Origin of the sequence: Nostoc sp. (assembly GCF_036917235.1) — a bacterium.
Lineage (GTDB): Bacteria > Cyanobacteriota > Cyanobacteriia > Cyanobacteriales > Nostocaceae > Nostoc.
Map to the genome: position 1 here is coordinate 76,442 of NZ_JBALDU010000041.1, position 17,730 is coordinate 94,171.

Annotated in this window: 15 protein-coding genes and 1 pseudogene; 5 read left to right on the forward strand and 11 right to left on the reverse strand. The window is 41.5% G+C overall.

The genetic code is table 11. From position 1 onward, the window contains the following. Window positions 1–662 precede the first annotated feature (662 nt). The 3 genes from V7K44_RS14925 to btpA all read right to left on the reverse strand — a co-directional run bounded on the left by V7K44_RS14925 (window position 663) and on the right by btpA (window position 5,498). On the reverse strand, window positions 663–2,867 hold the full coding sequence (locus V7K44_RS14925; RefSeq protein ID WP_334932647.1) for a CHASE2 domain-containing protein: 2,205 nt from the start codon (window positions 2,865–2,867) through the stop codon (window positions 663–665). Between the two features lie 621 nt (window positions 2,868–3,488). Continuing rightward, window positions 3,489–4,472, reverse strand: a complete 984-nt coding sequence (locus V7K44_RS14930; protein WP_334932649.1) for a vitamin K epoxide reductase family protein — start codon at window positions 4,470–4,472, stop codon at window positions 3,489–3,491. A 177-nt stretch (window positions 4,473–4,649) separates the two neighbouring features. Then, window positions 4,650–5,498: a photosystem I biogenesis protein BtpA gene (gene btpA / locus V7K44_RS14935; RefSeq protein WP_334932715.1), complete on the reverse strand. Its 849-nt coding sequence runs from the start codon at window positions 5,496–5,498 to the stop codon at window positions 4,650–4,652. 756 nt (window positions 5,499–6,254) lie between these two features. Between btpA and rimO the strand changes: the two genes are divergently transcribed. The 3 genes and pseudogenes from rimO to V7K44_RS14950 form a co-directional block, all read left to right on the forward strand. After that, window positions 6,255–7,574: a 30S ribosomal protein S12 methylthiotransferase RimO gene (gene rimO / locus V7K44_RS14940; protein ID WP_094352114.1), complete on the forward strand. Its 1,320-nt coding sequence runs from the start codon at window positions 6,255–6,257 to the stop codon at window positions 7,572–7,574. A gap of 258 nt (window positions 7,575–7,832) precedes the next feature. Next, window positions 7,833–9,359 carry a DEAD/DEAH box helicase gene (locus V7K44_RS14945; RefSeq protein WP_334932651.1) on the forward strand — a complete coding sequence of 509 codons (1,527 nt, stop codon included), beginning with the start codon at window positions 7,833–7,835 and terminating at the stop codon, window positions 9,357–9,359. A gap of 176 nt (window positions 9,360–9,535) precedes the next feature. Next, a pseudogene (locus V7K44_RS14950) lies at window positions 9,536–9,631 on the forward strand (Uma2 family endonuclease); the annotation flags it as partial. Window positions 9,632–9,641: 10 nt separating this feature from the next. Here V7K44_RS14950 and V7K44_RS14955 read toward each other — a convergent pair. The 8 genes from V7K44_RS14955 to V7K44_RS14985 all read right to left on the reverse strand — a co-directional run bounded on the left by V7K44_RS14955 (window position 9,642) and on the right by V7K44_RS14985 (window position 14,959). Next, window positions 9,642–10,589: an aldo/keto reductase gene (locus V7K44_RS14955; protein ID WP_334932653.1), complete on the reverse strand. Its 948-nt coding sequence runs from the start codon at window positions 10,587–10,589 to the stop codon at window positions 9,642–9,644. A 125-nt stretch (window positions 10,590–10,714) separates the two neighbouring features. After that, window positions 10,715–11,122, reverse strand: coding sequence for a type II toxin-antitoxin system VapC family toxin (locus V7K44_RS14960; protein WP_334932655.1), 408 nt, complete (start codon window positions 11,120–11,122; stop codon window positions 10,715–10,717). Continuing rightward, entirely contained in the window at window positions 11,119–11,334 is a 216-nt protein-coding gene (locus tag V7K44_RS14965; RefSeq protein WP_194003523.1) for a DUF2811 domain-containing protein, read from the reverse strand. The genes V7K44_RS14960 and V7K44_RS14965 overlap by 4 nt, the downstream gene beginning before the upstream one ends. 245 nt (window positions 11,335–11,579) lie before the next feature. Next, window positions 11,580–11,804, reverse strand: a complete 225-nt coding sequence (locus V7K44_RS14970; protein ID WP_292715583.1) for a hypothetical protein — start codon at window positions 11,802–11,804, stop codon at window positions 11,580–11,582. 138 nt (window positions 11,805–11,942) lie between these two features. After that, the gene (locus V7K44_RS14975; protein ID WP_334932658.1) at window positions 11,943–12,941 is read right to left on the reverse strand and encodes a hypothetical protein; all 999 of its coding nucleotides are present in this window, start codon (window positions 12,939–12,941) and stop codon (window positions 11,943–11,945) included. A 234-nt stretch (window positions 12,942–13,175) separates the two neighbouring features. Continuing rightward, complete coding sequence (locus V7K44_RS33205) at window positions 13,176–13,298, reverse strand: DEAD/DEAH box helicase family protein (RefSeq protein ID WP_442940693.1); 123 nt, start codon at window positions 13,296–13,298, stop codon at window positions 13,176–13,178. A gap of 590 nt (window positions 13,299–13,888) precedes the next feature. Further along, window positions 13,889–14,095 carry a hypothetical protein gene (locus tag V7K44_RS14980; RefSeq protein WP_334932660.1) on the reverse strand — a complete coding sequence of 69 codons (207 nt, stop codon included), beginning with the start codon at window positions 14,093–14,095 and terminating at the stop codon, window positions 13,889–13,891. 18 nt (window positions 14,096–14,113) lie between these two features. Further along, the gene (locus tag V7K44_RS14985) at window positions 14,114–14,959 is read right to left on the reverse strand and encodes an Rpn family recombination-promoting nuclease/putative transposase (protein WP_334932662.1); all 846 of its coding nucleotides are present in this window, start codon (window positions 14,957–14,959) and stop codon (window positions 14,114–14,116) included. A 228-nt stretch (window positions 14,960–15,187) separates the two neighbouring features. Here V7K44_RS14985 and V7K44_RS14990 point away from each other — a divergent pair, with 228 nt between their 5' ends. Then, window positions 15,188–16,621: a BCD family MFS transporter gene (locus V7K44_RS14990; protein WP_334932664.1), complete on the forward strand. Its 1,434-nt coding sequence runs from the start codon at window positions 15,188–15,190 to the stop codon at window positions 16,619–16,621. 130 nt (window positions 16,622–16,751) lie between these two features. After that, a complete protein-coding gene (locus V7K44_RS14995; RefSeq protein WP_334932666.1) occupies window positions 16,752–17,558 on the forward strand; it encodes an inositol monophosphatase family protein in 807 nt (268 codons plus the stop codon). Window positions 17,559–17,730: the final 172 nt, after the last annotated feature.

Consider the following 17,730-nt stretch of genomic DNA (forward strand, 5'->3'; position numbering starts at 1 on the left):
AAATATTTTAACTTTATGAAATTATTGCTGCTAGCGTACAAATTATTGTGGTATCCGCTTGTCGATTAACCTTAATCTGCCGATATAAAAGAGTCTTTATACTTAAGTGGTATTCTTAATAACCAGTTTTTACATCAGTCTTAGGTTAGATATGTAAATAATTTACTATGAGCATTTTGCTTAATTCACTATTTATTAATAATATTTTAACATTTTTAAGTGTAAACACTATGTTTGCTGAATCAAGAGTTCAGACAAATATGAAATAATACTTATTTGATTGTATAGTTTAGACTTAATCGAGTAAATATCTGTAAAGATACAACAACATATTTATCGTGTTATAAGGATTTTTAAAACTATCAAACAGCGTAATAAGCAAATAAATACAGGTATAATTTTTAATGTCATTTAAATCACGCTAAAAATTATTTTCCTAATTATTTGCGATCGCTAATTGCTTTGTGACATCAGTTATGAGGTTTAGTCTTCAAGCCAAAAAGCCTTGCTGGGTATATATCTTGGCTAAAAATTTACCTCGCAGGATATAAGCTATATTTTTCAAAATAGTGCCTTAGACGTGTCTCCACTCTAAATTCCTAATTTGAAGGTAAAAATTGTAACTATAGTCAAAAAAACTGGAGACTTGACTCTTAAACTAATTAAGCAAACTCGTAGCGATTTTTACCCAGGCGCTTGGCACGGTACATTGCTGTATCAGCTTGTTTCATCAAAGTTTCACTGTCTTGAGTGTTGTATGGGTAAACACTAATGCCAATACTGGCAGAGACTCGGATTGTATAGCTATCCAAAACAATTGGCTTGGTAATACTGTTTAAAATTTTTTCGGCGACTTTAGCAGCTATTTGGACATTAGGAATTGCCCGTAAAATCACAGTAAATTCATCGCCACCCAAACGAGAAACTGTATCACTAGCGCGTAAAGAGTTGCTGAGTCTTTCAGCAATAGTCATTAACAAGCGATCGCCCATCTCGTGTCCTAAAGTATCATTGACTTGCTTAAAGCCATCTAGATCGATAAACAGCAGTCCCAACAACAAGTTATTGTGTTGCGCCCAATGTAAGGACTCGTAAAGTTGTTCGGCAAAAAATTTGCGATTGGATAAACCAGTGAGGGGGTCGTGATACGCTAAATAACGTAAGTGGTCTTCTTTGAGTTTTAATTCATTGTTAGAGCGGAATAGTTCAGCAGCAGTACGCTTCAGCTGTTCTTCCATCAGCTTACGCTCAGTAATATCTCGGATGACACCAACTAAAAAGAAATTGCCAGCTGAGTCTTTGTGGAGCGATCGCTTAGTGGCAATTTGATGAGTCTGACCATCGGCATTTGTAAATTCTTCTTCATGTTCTTGGGGTTGCTGAGTCCGAAAAACAAAATCGTCCTGTTGTCGAAACACATCAGCCTCATGTTTTGGGAAAAAGTCATAGTCTGACTTTTCAATTAAAAACTTATTTGGATAACCGATAAATCGACAATACGCCTCATTTAAAACAATCCACTGATGTTGTTCATTTTTCACAAAAATTGGATCGGGGATCGTGTTGATAACGTGATGCAAAAATTCTTTGGAACGTTTCCACTCTTCCTGCATGTGAGCAATATGACTAGTCATCCAAATAGCTGAAGTGCCAAAGCAAACCAGTGAGGGAATGAGGGGTATCCACCAACCGTACAAAAAAGCTAGGTATGCACTCACGGTCAATACAAAGCAAGAAACTAGGATAGAAAAGAGACTCCTAGTTGCGTGTCGTATCCGCCATATCGTCACTGCCCCCAGATAAGACCAGACAAAAACCCACAGGTATTCCACCAAGTCAGGCCAAACTTTAAGTAATGGTCTTCCATCAACAGCAGCAGAGATTAACTCACTAATAAAATAAGCCTGCAATTGAATACCAGGTACAGGCTTTGCCGTACCCATTAAACTGCTGGAGTAGGGAATAAATACAAAATCTGGGAGACTGGGCGCAGTCGAACCAATAAGTATAATCCGATCTTTGATTAAGTTTGCTTTGACTTTATCTGCCAGTACATCTCTCATCGATACCTGGCGAAAACTACAAAACTCTCCAGACGAACTTTGACATTTAGGTTTGGGAAAATTGCTCAAAATTTGGTAGCCTCTATCATCAGCTCCCACATAAGCACCATCATTAGCCTCAAAACGAGTAAATTCTGCCTTACCTAATTGCAAATACTCAGGGTTACTTTTTGCTTTAGTGGGAGTAATTCCCTTTGACTTTAAATACAATAAAGCCAACTTCAGGGCAAAACTTTCATGTACTTCACTTTTAATGTGCCAATATAACAAACTGCGACGTACTTTACCATCAAGATCGTACAGCACGTTATTAAAGCCCACTCGATCCGGATTCAGTCCCAGTGGAGGCGAAACACTAAAGTTTTTGTTGTTATCATTTGCTAGTAGTTCAATACCAATCAAGTTGGGCATTGACTGATAAGCATTACGTAGTTCTTGATTACCAGGCTCTACTGGTAAATTTCTGTAGATATCTAAGCCAATCGCACGGGGTTTGTGGACATTTAATTTTTGCAACAACTGGGCAATCTTCGCATCTGGAATTGGCCACGAACGTACTTCGTTTAAATAAGCCTCATCCATCACTACAATCGTAATCCGGTCTTCTGGCGGTTCATTTGGACGTAAGCGAAAAAATTGATCCAAAGCCGCCAACTCCAAAGATTGCAATAATCCAAAGGAGTGCAAAAGCAGGACGCAGACTGCAACGCTGGCCGCAGTAATCAATTCTCTGTGTCCTCGACTAAGCGATTGTTTCAGTCCATAGGTTAACTTCACAAAAAGCTTGCCTAGCTGCTGATTCATTCCCATTACCTAGTAGGCAGAAATATTCTCTATTTCCCATAGCTATTAACTATCGGACTAACATAGCTCAAGTAGGAGCTAAATAAAGTTTCTAAAAATTTTTTAAACTCAGCAAGGTTCTTTAAGACATCGTGGTATTTGTGATGTATTACCATATATTGAGGCCAATTATCTGACTAAAAGGCAACTGTAAGTTTTGTAGCTCTCAGCACACATTAATAAATATTCTTGAAAGTAAGTTCAGTAACTTTAACTCTCAAAGCCTTGTCTGGTAGAGCTTACTCAACGAAACTCACACATTTGCGATCGATTAGGTATTTTACTGAGAATTTCGTTAACTTCCAACAGACACACACACCTCTGGGTTTGAACCTGACATGATTACATCCCAAGGTGGCTCTCAAGTGTTATAAAAAGAAATTAAAATATATATTGTTTTAAAGCAAATGTACCTAGCTAATTTCCTTTAGCTTAAGTGTTTGCAGATAAAGCCGCAGGAAAATTGATATTGGGCATTCGATAAGGCCTATCATCTGTTAGCAAAAACAAAAAAGCCAACTGGAAACAGATTTTACTGTATTTATCCAGTTGACTATGGGGTGTGAACTACTGAAGGTCAGTTTACTTGAAATACTTGAAGTTCTGAGGCCCTGTGTAACCAGAAACTTTTGCTAGTTCCTCTAAGTTTTGGACTCCGCTATAGCTTTTACCATTAACGATCCAAGTGGGGAAACCTTCAATTTTTGCAGCTTTACAGAGTTCTGGTTGAGCTTTGAGTCCATCGGGGGCACACTCTACCTTAATACCATTATTGATTATTTCCTCAGCTTCTTTACCAAAAAGCAGCTTTTGTTCATGGCAGTGAGGACACCAATAAGCACTATATTCCTTCGCACCCACTTTCGCCAGATGGCGTGCTAAGGCTATTTCTGCTTCACCAGAAGTAGTGGTCACTTCCCAACCGAACGCTGGGTTGGGGTTTTCCTTGGGAGTAAAGGTAATTTTTGTAGGTTGTCCAGGAGTTTCAGGTGTAATATTTGATTGATTCACGCCAGCATAAACGCCTAAAGTACCAATCAGCGTTACCATCCCGACAATTAGGGCGGTAAACAAGATTTGTCCAATATCCTCCCAAGTACGACCGATAATCGTTAGTATCAAAAGACTCACAGAGAACAAAGCTGAACCGATACAGTAAGGACAGACAGCTTTGATTTGAGATGTTAGCACATACATTAAGTAGCCGCTAAAGACAGACATAGCGATCGCACCTGCCAGCAGCAGCCACCACGTCCAATTTTCCAATTGTTTGCGGCTATTATTTTCTCCTGAGTTGAATACCAAGGGAGCCAAAGCAAATATCACCATACTGATGTATGCCAAAAACCCAAACAAAGCTAATGGCTGACCAAAAACCGTTGCCCAAGGGCTGGAAAGCACATCATTACAGCCCTTAGCACCAGCCTGTGCCACACAAGCGGCACTGCCTCCGGTTAATTTTTCTATGGTGAGATAACCTGTTATCAGGGCACCACATCCAGCGATCGCGGCAATCAATGGACGTGACCATTTATGAATCCAAGGAGTAGAACGGCGGCGAATCATAAATATTGGGGAATGGGGATTGGGGAACTCGGGGCCCCCTCTGGGGATTAGGGGCAATGGGGATTGGGGAAGGTGGGGCCCCCTCTGGGGATAAGGGGTAATGGGGAATGGGGAATGGGTAATAAGAAATTATTCGCTTGCTCCCCTACTCCCCATTCCCTACTTCCCATTGCCCCCTTAAGAATGTAACTTCACTTGTTCTGCTGATTTGCTTTCACCTTTGGAGTTCCAATTGCGACGGGCGGCTTCCACAAATTGACTGACGCGAATTGGGTCAATGGGTTGTTCAATGCGTCCATGACGTTTTAGGGAACTGGAAACTATTACACCATCTGCTGCTTGCATCAATGTATCAATATTTTCCCAATTAGCTCCACTACCAATGAACACTGGTGTGCCATTTGCTGCACCACAAGCTAGTTCCAAATCTTCTAAGTTTGGAGGACTACCAGTAGCCCAACCAGATAAAATCACTGCGTCTGCTAAACCCCTTTCAATGGTGTCTTTCACGGCGACTGTGAGATTTGGAGAACTCAAAGGACGGGCGTGTTTCACCAACACATCGGCCAGGATTTTAACATCACAGCCCAACTCCCGTCGATAGCGGAGTAGTTGATGGGCTTCTCCCTCAATTAATCCTTGGTCGGTTGCCATCACACCTGTGAGGACGTTGACGCGGATAAATTGCGCTTGTACACAGCTAGCGATCGCTATTGCACTTTTGGCATCGTTTCGCAATACATTTAAACCTATCGGCAAAGTCACCAAATTCTGTATGCGCTGCACCACAATGGTCATGGCACTCACAACCACTGGATCGACTTGGCTTTTGGTAAACGGCGCGTCGAAAAAATTCTCGACAATCAGACCGTCAACCCCTCCACTTGCCAAGGCTGCGGCTTCTTGTTCGGCACGATCGATCACCGCTTTTAGGCTACCTCCCCAACGGGGTGAGGTAGGCAGTGGTAGCAGGTGAACCACGCCAATAATTGGTGAGCGAGTTTTAAATATCTGATATAAGTCCACGTCTTTAATCCGCCTCGCGGAGTCCAGAGTCCAGAATTTTTTGACTATTGAACGCCAGTTCAACACCACTCCTCTTAAGGTCGGGAACCTTTTTACAGGAGTGGCTCTTCAACGGGGAAAACCCCGCACGTGACTGGCTCCTTTTGACCCTTGACTCTTGACTTTCCATTAATTAGTCAAATGTGTTTTATGATAGTCGGCTTATTGCCTCTTTCCTCAGATGGAAATTGGCGTGAAACCTCCCATAAGATATGTTAAGATAAAACTTGGCTACAAGAGGAGTTTGCCACTCACTAGACGCAAGGCAGCTTTCCGTGGTTTAGGCGTCTTGTCCGCGCATTGTCGTCGGACTTGCCAATCGCCAGGGTAGTATTACTGCTTTATAGGCGTAGTCCTTTCGTCGATTTCCCTGAGGGTAGCGACTTCTCACAACAAGCCCTTTGGGCGGCTTCCCGATGGGTAGGTTAACAACGCACACGCTGTGGTAATGTAAAATATCAATAGGCGAATTGTTAAAAAACATTACAAGTGTCAAATGTACCCAAAGACACTTCAATTTACCCTGGGGAACAGATTGATAAAAATATCATAACATGACCTCTATTTTTATTATTGATAGGGTCATAATTCTACGGACAGTTGCTGACAGTCAAAATCTGCCATCGTACTGTTATTAGAAGGGTATGCCGTCGGAAAGAATTGAAATTAGCGCCGGAATGTTGACTACAAGAAAAAAAATGAAGATATTTTCAAAATATGGGTGACAAGCCAACGATTGCCATTTCTCATCTGGGCTGCGAGAAAAATCGAATTGATACAGAACACATGCTAGGACTGCTCGTAGAAGCAGGCTACGGTGTAGATACAAATGAAGAGTTAGCAGATTACGTTATTGTTAATACTTGTAGTTTTATTGAAGCGGCCCGGCAAGAATCTGTCAGAACTTTAGTAGAACTGGCAGAGGCAAATAAAAAGATCGTAATTACTGGCTGTATGGCGCAACACTTCCAAGAGCAACTTTTGGAAGAGTTACCAGAAGCAGTAGCGGTGGTGGGTACAGGCGATTATCACAAAATTGTTAATGTAATTGAGCGTGTTGAACTTGGCGAGCGGGTTAAACAGGTTAGTATTGAGCCAACCTACATTGCCGATGAGACTACACCGCGCTATCGGACTACAACAGAGGGCGTTGCTTACCTTCGAGTTGCCGAAGGTTGTGATTATCGTTGTGCATTTTGTATAATTCCTCATCTTCGAGGAAACCAGCGATCGCGTACTATAGAATCTATCGTCGCCGAAGCGGAGCAGTTAGTTAGTCAAGGGGTAAAGGAAATTATTTTAATTTCCCAAATCACCACTAACTACGGTCTAGATATTTACGGTCAGCCAAAATTAGCCGAATTACTTCGCGCTTTGGGGAAAGTAGATATACCGTGGATCAGAATGCACTACGCTTATCCCACGGGACTGACCCCAGATGTAATCGCGGCGATTCAAGAAACACCCAACGTCTTGCCTTATCTGGATTTGCCCTTGCAGCATTCTCATCCAGATGTTCTCCGCTCCATGAATCGTCCTTGGCAAGGACGCGTAAATGATGGGATTATAGATCGCATCAAAACGGCGCTACCAACAGCCGTATTGCGGACAACATTTATTGTTGGTTTCCCAGGAGAAACAAACGAGCATTTTGAGCATTTATTAGAGTTTGTTCAAAGGCATGAATTCGATCATGTTGGTGTCTTCACCTTTTCCTCTGAGGAAGGAACCCCAGCTTACAAGTTGCCAAATCAGTTGCCCCAATTGGTGATGGACGAGCGCCGATACCAACTTATGGAAATCCAGCAACCGATTTCCCAAAAGAAAAATCAACAGGAAGTAGGCAAAATCGTTGATGTCCTGATTGAGCAAGAAAATCCTGAAAGTGGTGAATTAATAGGTCGTTCAGGTAGATTTTCCCCAGAGGTTGATGGTCTGGTATATGTCAAAGGCCAGGCAAAATTAGGAACCATCGTGCCAATAGCGATTCACCACGCTGATACATACGACCTCTATGGTCAGGTAGTCAATAACTAAATTGTTATTTGTCTTTTGTCCTTTGTCTTTTGTTAAATGACCCTTCCAGATTCACCCTTATTCTGAGGTCAACGCTGCATTAATGGCAGTTTTCGTGAGGGTTTACCTGAAGTTCGCGGATTCGTTGGCATAGCTTGAGGCTGCGCTATCGCCCTTGGCTCACTAGTAGCCAATAACTAATGACTAATGACTAATGACTAAATAACTAATGACTAAATGACTAATCCAAAATCCTTACATAAAATTTAGGACGAATTAATGACTCTTTCATTTCAAGAATTAGGAATTTCCCAAGAGCGTGTCGAAGAACTAGAAAAAATCGGTTTTACCGAACCAACTAACATTCAAGTGCAAGCAATTCCCCAATTGCTAGCCGGTCGTGATGTAGTCGGTCAATCTCAAACTGGAACAGGCAAAACGGCAGCATTTTCACTGCCAATTTTAGAACGGCTAGATATCAATCAAAGAGCCGTACAAGCCATAGTTTTAACACCAACTCGTGAATTAGCGATGCAAGTTCACGATGCGATCGCCCAATTTATTGGTAATGAAGGATTGCGGGTGTTAGCAATCTATGGAGGTCAATCAATTGACCGTCAAATGTTACAACTCAGACGTGGCGTTCACATGGTTGTGGGCACTCCCGGACGGGTAATAGATTTGCTCGATCGCGGCTGTTTAAAGCTGGATCAAGTGAAGTGGTTTGTGTTGGATGAAGCCGATGAAATGTTGAGCATGGGCTTTATCGACGATGTAATCAAAATCCTCTCGCAAGCGCCCGTAGATCGCCAAACAGCTTTATTCTCGGCAACAATGCCACCATCGATTCGGATGTTGGTGAACAAGTTCTTGCGATCGCCTGCAACTGTCACCGTTGAGCAGCCAAAAGCCGCTCCTAACAAGATTAATCAGGTAGCTTATCTGATTCCCCGCCACTGGACAAAAGCCAAAGCTTTACAGCCAATTCTGGAAATGGAAGATCCAGAAACAGCTTTAATCTTCGTCCGCACCAGACGCACCGCCGCCGAACTCACCAGTCAATTACAAGGTGCTGGTCACAGTGTTGATGAATACCACGGTGACTTGTCTCAACAAGCACGGGAACGCTTATTAATCAGATTCCGTAACCGTCAAGTCCGCTGGGTGGTAGCAACTGATATTGCCGCACGAGGGTTAGATGTCGATCAACTCTCCCATGTAATCAACTTCGACTTACCCGATAGCGTAGAAACCTACGTCCACCGTATTGGTCGTACTGGTCGTGCTGGTAAAGAAGGAACAGCAATCTCTTTAGTTCAACCATTTGAGCGGCGCAAACAGCAAACATTTGAACGTCATAATCGCCAAAGTTGGCAAGTGCTGACAATTCCCACACGCGCCCAGATTGAAGCAAAACACATTCTGAAATTGCAAGAACTGGTGCGGGAAGCTTTGACAGGTGAGCGTTTGGCTTCATTCTTGCCCATTGTCAGCGAATTGATTGAAGAATACGATGCTCAAGCGATCGCCGCCGCCGCATTGCAAATCGCTTACGATCAAACTCGTCCCGCTTGGTTGAGTTCAGACGTGGAAATTCCTCAAGAAGAATCTTCCGCTCCCAAACCAAGACTCGGTAAGCGTCGTGAATCTTCTTCTAGCGATCGCCCCCGTGCTGCATGGAAATCAGATAGCAACGAAGAAAGACATTCTTCTCCCAAGCCAAAACTGCGGACAAGCGGACAGGAGTCTTCTGCATCCCCTAGTAAAAAGATAGGTTCACCGACAGCTAGAGAATCAGCTTCTTAGTCAACAGTTAGAAGTTAATCAATTTTGGATTTTAGATTTGAGGTTTTTTCTTCAATCCAAAATCCAAACCTGAAATTGGAGAGTTGAGAGTTAGGAGTCAAGATTTTGACTTTGGCTCTTGACTTTTTGGCTTTTTGGGTAATTTTTTCTACTAGTTTGTAGGAAGATAAATTTAAATAGTTTTGCAGGACAACGACAAACTGACACTACCAGACTTATTACCAGGTTGGGAGCTAGTAGTGTCAGAAATTTGGCCTCCTGTGTTTGAGTAGTTCAAAACTACTACAGCCAAGGACGACTAACTAGTTCTAACTCTCCAATTTCATCGTCGCTCAATTTCCAGCCCAAAGCGCCAGCATTTTGCCGCACCTGTTCGGCTGTCTTCACCCCAGCAATGGGAATAACATTCCCCTGAGCAATTAACCAGTTGAGAGCAACTTGGGCAGGAGTGCGATCGTATTTTTCCCCGAAATTGCGTAGCAAAGATATAACTGGGGCAATTTTTTGCAGTCCTTCTTTCTTAAATCGCGAGTCTATTTTCCTCGCACCAGTGGGGGTTTCAGCACTATCAATACTGTACTTGCCTGTGAGTAATCCCTGAGCTAAAGGACTATAAGCCAAGATAGTCACACCCAACTCACCCGCAGTTGTGATAATACCTTTGCTTTCAACTTGGCGACTGAGTAAAGAATAGCGCACTTGGTTTACAGCCAAAGGTACTCCACGGGCTGCCAATATTTGATGCGCGTCTCGCATTTGCTCTGCTGAGTAATTACTCACACCGACTGCGGCAATTCTCCCTCGCTTCACTTCATCCGCTAGGGCATTCATCAAAGTTTCTTGACTTAGAAGAAAGGCAAAAGGCCAATGCACTTGATACAGGGCGATTCGCTCTAATTGCAAGCGTTTGAGGCTGGCTGTTAAAGCATCAGAGACGGATTGGGCTGTAAATCGCCACGGTAGGGGGCCAAATTTTGTGGCGATTTGTACAGGTTGTTGTGTCTGTTGCAGAAATTGTCCCAAAAATTTCTCTGATAGTCCCATTCCGTAGACTTCGGCAGTATCAAAGAAGGTAATACCAGCTTCTAAGGCTGCGGTAAAGGCTTCTTGTAACTGTTCTGGACCGTAGCGATCGCCATAATTCCAAAATAGTTTATCACCCCAAGCCCAAGTGCCGATGCACAAGGGTGTAACAGATGGGCCATTTTGCCCCAATGTGATGTTTTCCACGGTTGCAAAATTTAGTTTATTTACATTTCTTTACTTTTATAGTGTATCGTTATAGCCAAGATTGGGTGTGGGGCATTGGACACCATAGCTCAAGCTGAAAATGTTTCAACTGACCTGTGTAACGATTATGATGTCCACAATTCCAGACTCTTGAACCAACTCAAATCTCTGTAATCCAACGTCCAAACACTAGCGTCATAAAGTTGAGCTACCGCTACAACAGAGGCATCCTCTAAACTTCCTTGCCAGTCTGGTATCTGGCGAACCATACTGTAAATCTCCTGAAACATTTCCATGCTCACTGGTACAGTCACTGTGTTCTCACTAATGACGCTTAGTGCAGTCATTGCAGCACGGCTCGATTGTTCTCGCAGCACAAACTTGTAAACTTCAAACAGCACTGGTAGAGGGGTTAGAACCTCACCAAACAATTCTGGTAACTTCCTAAAACCCGCTTTGCATTCCTGATGGTAGTCATCTCGAACAGAAACCAAGGCAATCAGGGGGCCTGCATCCAAAACGAGACGCTTCATCCTTGTATTAAATAGTCTTCATTAACTGAAGCATCTGTAGGAGCATTTTCTACAATTCCTGCCAGCGATAGTAGCCTTGAACCATTTTTGGGGCGTAACTTTTCCGCCAGTGCTGCCTGTACAACACTAGATGGGTTTTGCTCTGGGTGATCTTTTAAGTATTGGTCAAGTTGTGTCCACAACTCATCAGGAATATAAAGTGTCCGTTTCATTTTATCAGCCTTTGAAGGTACAACACTAGTTGTACCCTCATTGTACTTGCTGGGGTGCGATCGCCAACCTCTCAAAATTATATTTCAGTAACGACAGTAAGCTGTTACGCTGCTAAATTTAACGAACAGCATTACCTTTATTTTTAATTTTGCGCTCCCATTTAATAGCAAGCTGCATAGCAACTTAAGAATTGAGGGAGGCTAATAACCTCCCTTTTATGATACTTAAGTGTATTTAATTTTATTTATGAATTAGATGATTTATCCTGCTTGGCTTTTTTGATTAATTCCATGTAGACATTAATCTCACTAATTTCTACATCATGCTCAACTCTGGTTACTTTCCATCTTTCCTTTTTTAAGTAAACTTCCTCTCCTACTCTGGGAGTAAATTGGAGATCGTAGAATTTTTTGAGAAAATCCTTTTGATTTTCTTCCCATAATATTACTTTGACTGGTTCTTTAGTCATTGCTTATGCCTTTTTGGTTACTGGATGAAGGTAAATAGTTTGATGACATACATAAAGCAAGTTTATCTTACTAATTTAATGCAATAGTGTAGTTAAAACCACAATTTAACATTGATATTTTTATGTAGCTTGATTGCGTCAAATAAAGTTACAGAACAATACCATAACTCTAGCCAGTATTACTATTGGGTTTATTTGAATGCTGTTTCTCCGTGTATTGGGGTCTAATAAAACATAAGTAGAATGCGTCATAGCTAATTTTAGGGGAAAAGTTTCCTGTCCGCCTTTATCTTCCTCTTTCAAACGGCGATAGTTATTGGCTAAATACTTAATTGCTGTCTGAAAGTATGATAAATAACCAGTAATTGTACTCAGCAATTCCTGTATGTCAATACCCATCTTTTTATATTTAATATTAAAAGCATTAATCCAATTTGTACGGCTATTTATATCTCCAATAATCTCTACACGTTGATTACGATCCAGCACATTATGGAATTTATAATCATAAAAAAGAAAGTTTCTTTCCTTAGTTGAAAAATTCTCGTGAGATTTACAGATATGCTGTAATTGATATTTTTTGAATATATAATTAGCTTTCTCTCGTAATGATTCAATCTGTTCTCGTAGAGATAGCCAGTTTTTACCTGAAGATTGCTGCTTTCGCCATTTTGATTCTTGTAAAAGTACTTCAGGACATTCGGTTTGCATCAGATGATTATGAATATTTAAGAATAAATCAATAAGATCCACTCGATTTCTTAACCCAGATTGAATGATATTTTTGAGTACAGTTTCTTTGGTAGTATCAAACTCATCAATAAAAATAAGTGATTTATTAATAAACCGTTCAGAGAAGTAATATGATGGTTCAATAAGTGTTGTGTTTTGAGCAACAAACTTATCTATACTAAGAAATAAAATAGTTTTATCATCTGTAAATACTGCGGGATAAAGTTTTCCAATCCATTGGTAATCTTGGTTATTCTTTATAGCTGACAGACGAGCCTTTTTCGTTTTAAAATTTTCTGATAATATTCTTTTAATAATGTCTCGGAATGCTGGCTCAATATTTTTACGAATATCTGTTTTAATGTTTTCTTTAAAATCGCTAGGTAATTGCTCATTTTGGAGCATTTCTATATATTTTTTTAGTTGTAAATATATTTTGTTTTTAAATTTATCAGGAATTTCTTGGTCAAGTTTTAGTAAGTTTTTGATAACAGGATCGACATTAGAATCAATAAAAAGAACATACTTTTCAAAATCTTCCTCATTTACATCGGCGATAAAACGTTTTTTGAGTTCGTCAATAGGTAGGTTTTTCTTAAGGTTAGTAATAAACAGAATCTTTCTCTTTTGCTTGGCAAATTAATTGTAATTATAATGTATAAACTTTAGAACAATGTATGTTTTACCCGAACCAGTTGCCATACTCAGGAGAAGCAGCCCAAGGTTATCTTGTTTACAGTATTGGTTTAATATTTCTTCCATATCTCTGATAACCTCATTAAAGTTGAAAAAAGTTGGACGTGAATGTTAAATCTAGATAGCGATCGCAAACTATGACACCAGCATTAGCAGTAAAAGTAGAGTAGGTAACTATCTCAGTTAGCTCCTATTAATGCCCAGCAAGATTTAACCCAATGCTTACAGGACAAGCTCTAAAGTACCCAAGAGGTATCATTGGTGCTTTTGGGTGAAATAGAGGGGCTATGTAAAGGTTAGATACTGGGTCTTCTGCTAGCAAGTCCCAGTTCTCATGAAGTAATGAGTATCTTACATCCATCTGTAACATTTTGGCGCGATCGCATCACCGCCATACAAAAAATTAGCTATGGTAAGCGGTGAAGTATTTGATACCAAAACAAAGCTCTCTAACCTCTGTAGCTTCTGCTTTTCAATGAAGTGAAGAATCTAGCAGCTTAAACAGAGGATTTATTTACTCTTTGATGAAATTATGAGCATCTTAATTTGTCACATTTTGGTGCGATCGCTCTGAAAACCATAAAAATGCAATTGAAGATTTTAATCAAGCTCTCCTCATTTTGCAAAAATATGACAACAGACATGAAATGACCATTCTACGTGTTTTGCTGTGCGGCAAGCTGAACATCTTCTATATCAACATTGAGGTGTTGAGCAATCTGCTCCACACTCATCCCTGTTTTTAATAACAGAGGCACGGTAAGTTTCAACATTTCAGCTTTCCGTTCTTCTCGACCTTCTTCTCGACCCTCGGCTTTCGCTTCTTGATAAACCCTCGTTTGTTCCAAAGTCAGTCCCAGCATAGCTTCAACTTCCTCATTCTATGTGCTTGACTGTGCAGCGTTCTGGACAGCTTTTATATCAACATTGAGGTGTTGAGCAATCTGCTCCACACTCATCCCTGTTTTTAGTAACAAAGGCACGGTAAGTTTCAACATTTCAGCTTTCTGTTCTTCTCGACCTTCTTCTCGACCTTCCTCCCGACCTTCTTCTCTACCTTCTTCTCGACCTTCGGCTTTCGCTTCTTGATAAACCCTTGTTTGCTCTAAAGTCAGTCCTAGCATAGCTTCAACTTCCTCTCTACTCAACGAAGAAAACTTATAAACGGCAATTGTGGTGATGATGTCTAGTATTTCGTTTTGCGGCAGTGTGTCCGTTTCCTCTAATTTTACCCGCTCAATCAATTCCTTTGCTTGCTCTGCCATCACTTCATCGGATGCTAGAGTCAACTGCATCAAGTTGATACCTATTGGCTGCTGATTAGTCGCGCCTAACTCATCTAAATAGATTCGCTGCACTTGGTCGCTGTTGAGAAATATTCGATGAGTTTTTTGATCCCTTGGTTCCAAAGAGCGTGATGAAAAAATTACCACACAGAACCAGTCATCGTAATGAGAACGATTCCGGTTCAGGTACATCAGCGATTCAGTAAAGAACCGATGGTAGAGGGCTTCATCCTTTTGGAATTGAACTTCAGCAAAAAAGATTACCCTAGATGTTGCATCCTCTGGAGGTAAAAACACACCATCCATGCGAAAAGCGGTTTCTTTGACTTCAACTGATTCAAATCGATAGTTTTGCCCTTGCAGAGGAGGATTATCAACCAGTTCAAAGAGTAACCCAGGAAAGCGCTTAAAAATCTGATAGTAAATGGAGTCTCGTTTCACTACTTCATCCTAAAATTCTCTTGTTATGCGTAGGCGTAGCCCGTCGTAGACTTCGCAGATTACGACAAGCCACAAAGATTAATCCTAACTTGGCAGCATACCCTAATTGAGGTGTATAATTGCTTGCCAAATCGCAACTTCAACTTTTCGTTCGCTGATTTTAAGCGAGTAGGGTTTATCTTTATTTAAAGAGAGATTAAATCCTATAAAGCATACGAAAAAGTAGCTATGGCAAGCGGTGAAGTATTTGATACCAAAACAAAATCCCTATCTATGCCAAGGGTAAACCTGCTGACCATGTTTCGGCTGGGTTTATTTCAGATGGGGTTGAGCATGATGTCCATTTTGACTCTGGGCGTACTCAACAGAGTCATGATTCAAGAAATAGCAATTCCGGCGACGCTGGTATCAGTAGTTTTAGCATTGCCTTTATTTGTTGCTCCTTCCCGTGTCTGGTTCGGCCAGATTTCCGATGCCAAGCCGTTATGGGGATACCACCGCACAGCTTATGTTTGGGTGGGCGCGGCAATATTTGCGATCGCAGCCTTCTTAGCTATACAAGTGATATGGCAGCTTAATATTGCTGGAAATAGTACGGGTACTTGGGTATGGACAACCCAAACAATCGGCTGGACAGCGCTTCTGTCTATTGTTTTCGCTGTCTACGGTCTAGGAATTTGTGCTAGCGGTACTGCCTTTGCTGCTTTATTGGTGGATATATCTGAAGAAGATAACCGTTCCAAAGTAGTCGGTGTGGTTTGGTCGATGCTGATGGTGGGGATTATTGTTGGGGCGATTATTAGTAGCATATTACTACAGCCATTAACACTAGGCGTTTCCATAGAAAGTTTGCAGCCAGCAATCAACAGATTGTTTTTGATTGTCCCAGCAATTGTATTTGGTTTAGCGATCGCAGCGACATTTGGCGTAGAAAAAAAATACTCCCAATACTCAACCCGTTCCACACTGGTGAACCGGGAAGATAGCATTACTCTAGGGAATGCTTGGAAAATATTGACAGCTAGCCCACAAACAGGTATATTCTTCACCTTTTTATTGGTGATGACTATCAGTTTGTTTATGCAAGACCCAATTTTGGAACCTTATGCGGGTCAAGTGTTTAAAATGCCCTTAGCGGAAAGTACCAAATTAAATATTTTTTATGGAACGGGTTTGCTGATTGCGTACGGCGTTACTGGCTTTTATATTGTCCCGCGTTTGGGTAAGCGCAGAACTGCACGTCTAGGCTGTATGTTGGTAGCATTCTGTGCAATCTTGCTAGGTATATCAGGATTCACAGCTAATGCAGCGGTTCTCAAACTAAGTTTGGTCTTGTTCGGTTTAGCCACAGGTTTCTTAACTACAGCAGCAATTAGCTTGATGTTGGATCTCACCGCAGCAGAAGCCGCAGGTACGTTTATTGGGGCATGGGGATTAGCGCAGTCCCTTTCTAGAGGAATCGCGGTGGTAATTGGAGGTACAGTTTTGGATATTGGACGCAAGCTGCTACCAAGCCTAGAACTAGCTTATGGGCTGGTATTCGTTCTAGAAGCGGTGGGAATGGTGGTATCGATTTGGTTTCTGAATCGGGTGAATATCACAGAATTTCAAACAAGTACAAAGCTTGCGATCGCCTCAGTTTTAGAAAGCGATTTAGACTAAACTGTATGGGGCATTGGGCATGGGACAAATGACCAATGACCAATACTTCTCTACGAGAGGCTGCGCCAACGGCTTCTCTACGAGACGCTACGCGAACGCTCAGTACAAGTAACCAATGACAAAATGACTAATGAATGATTTTTGGACAACAATTCTTGATTTTGCCCAAACTACCACTAATAGGGTGGGCAAGCAGCTAATGCAAGATTTTGGGAAAGTACAGGCTGACCAAAAAGCTGATGGTAGTTTGGTGACGCAAGCAGATAAATGGGCAGATCGGGAAATTCGGGATGCAATCGCTTCTACTTTCTCTGGTTACGGTATTTTGAGCGAAGAGAGCGATCAGTCTTTTCCCGGTACTGAGTGGTGCTGGGTAATTGACCCTCTAGATGGTACAACCAACTTCACACGTGGCATTCCCATCTGGACAATATCTCTGGGTTTACTGTATCGAGGTACACCCATTTTTGGTTATGTTTACGCACCAACCTTGAATCAAGCTTTTCATGGTTTTTGGGCAGGTTCATCTGGTTTAGCAACACCAACAGGAGCATTTCTCAACCACCATCCCATCCATACTAGTGTTGATAGTCCCAGCAATAATCACTTTTTTAACCTCTGTTCCCGTAGCACCGCAGCTATCAAAAACGGCTTTCCTTGCAAAATTCGGATGTTGGGTGTAGCTAGCTATAATTTTTTGACAGTTGCCACTGGGGCTACTCTGGGGGGGATTGAGGCGACACCAAAAGTTTGGGACTTAGCCGGGGCTTGGGTAATTGTCCAGGCTGCTGGTGGGGTATGGTCATCGCTTAAATCAGAACCGTTTCCGTTGTCACCCGGAGAAGATTATAGCGATCGCTCTTTTCCCACCCTTGTGGTTAGTCGTCCCGAATTAATTCCGGTATTTCAACCTTTTCTCGAAGGCGTAAAAATTTAATTTGCAGCTCGTTAAACCTGGAAACAGTGATTTTGTCAACTAGCCTAGTGGACAATAGCATAACCGATATTAAACTTAACAAAACCCTAGTTCAACAAAGAATTGAGTATAAATAAAGCTGGTAATAATCCTGATTTAAGTGCAAAACCAGTGTAGTTATTAATTTAAGTAG

Bases quoted from the DNA above. Each gene is read 5' to 3' on its own strand.
- V7K44_RS14925 (WP_334932647.1), bottom strand. From the start codon at position 2,867: ATGAATCAGCAGCTAGGCAAGCTTTTTGTGAAGTTAACCTATGGACTG.
- V7K44_RS14930 (WP_334932649.1), bottom strand. From the start codon at position 4,472: ATGATTCGCCGCCGTTCTACTCCTTGGATTCATAAATGGTCACGTCCA.
- rimO (WP_094352114.1), top strand. From the start codon at position 6,255: ATGGGTGACAAGCCAACGATTGCCATTTCTCATCTGGGCTGCGAGAAA.
- V7K44_RS14945 (WP_334932651.1), top strand. From the start codon at position 7,833: ATGACTCTTTCATTTCAAGAATTAGGAATTTCCCAAGAGCGTGTCGAA.
- V7K44_RS14960 (WP_334932655.1), bottom strand. From the start codon at position 11,122: ATGAAGCGTCTCGTTTTGGATGCAGGCCCCCTGATTGCCTTGGTTTCT.
- V7K44_RS14965 (WP_194003523.1), bottom strand. From the start codon at position 11,334: ATGAAACGGACACTTTATATTCCTGATGAGTTGTGGACACAACTTGAC.
- V7K44_RS14970 (WP_292715583.1), bottom strand. From the start codon at position 11,804: ATGACTAAAGAACCAGTCAAAGTAATATTATGGGAAGAAAATCAAAAG.
- V7K44_RS14975 (WP_334932658.1), bottom strand. From the start codon at position 12,941: ATGCTCCAAAATGAGCAATTACCTAGCGATTTTAAAGAAAACATTAAA.
- V7K44_RS33205 (WP_442940693.1), bottom strand. From the start codon at position 13,298: ATGGAAGAAATATTAAACCAATACTGTAAACAAGATAACCTTGGGCTG.
- V7K44_RS14980 (WP_334932660.1), bottom strand. From the start codon at position 14,095: ATGCTGGGACTGACTTTGGAACAAACGAGGGTTTATCAAGAAGCGAAA.
- V7K44_RS14990 (WP_334932664.1), top strand. From the start codon at position 15,188: ATGGCAAGCGGTGAAGTATTTGATACCAAAACAAAATCCCTATCTATG.
- V7K44_RS14995 (WP_334932666.1), top strand. From the start codon at position 16,752: ATGAATGATTTTTGGACAACAATTCTTGATTTTGCCCAAACTACCACT.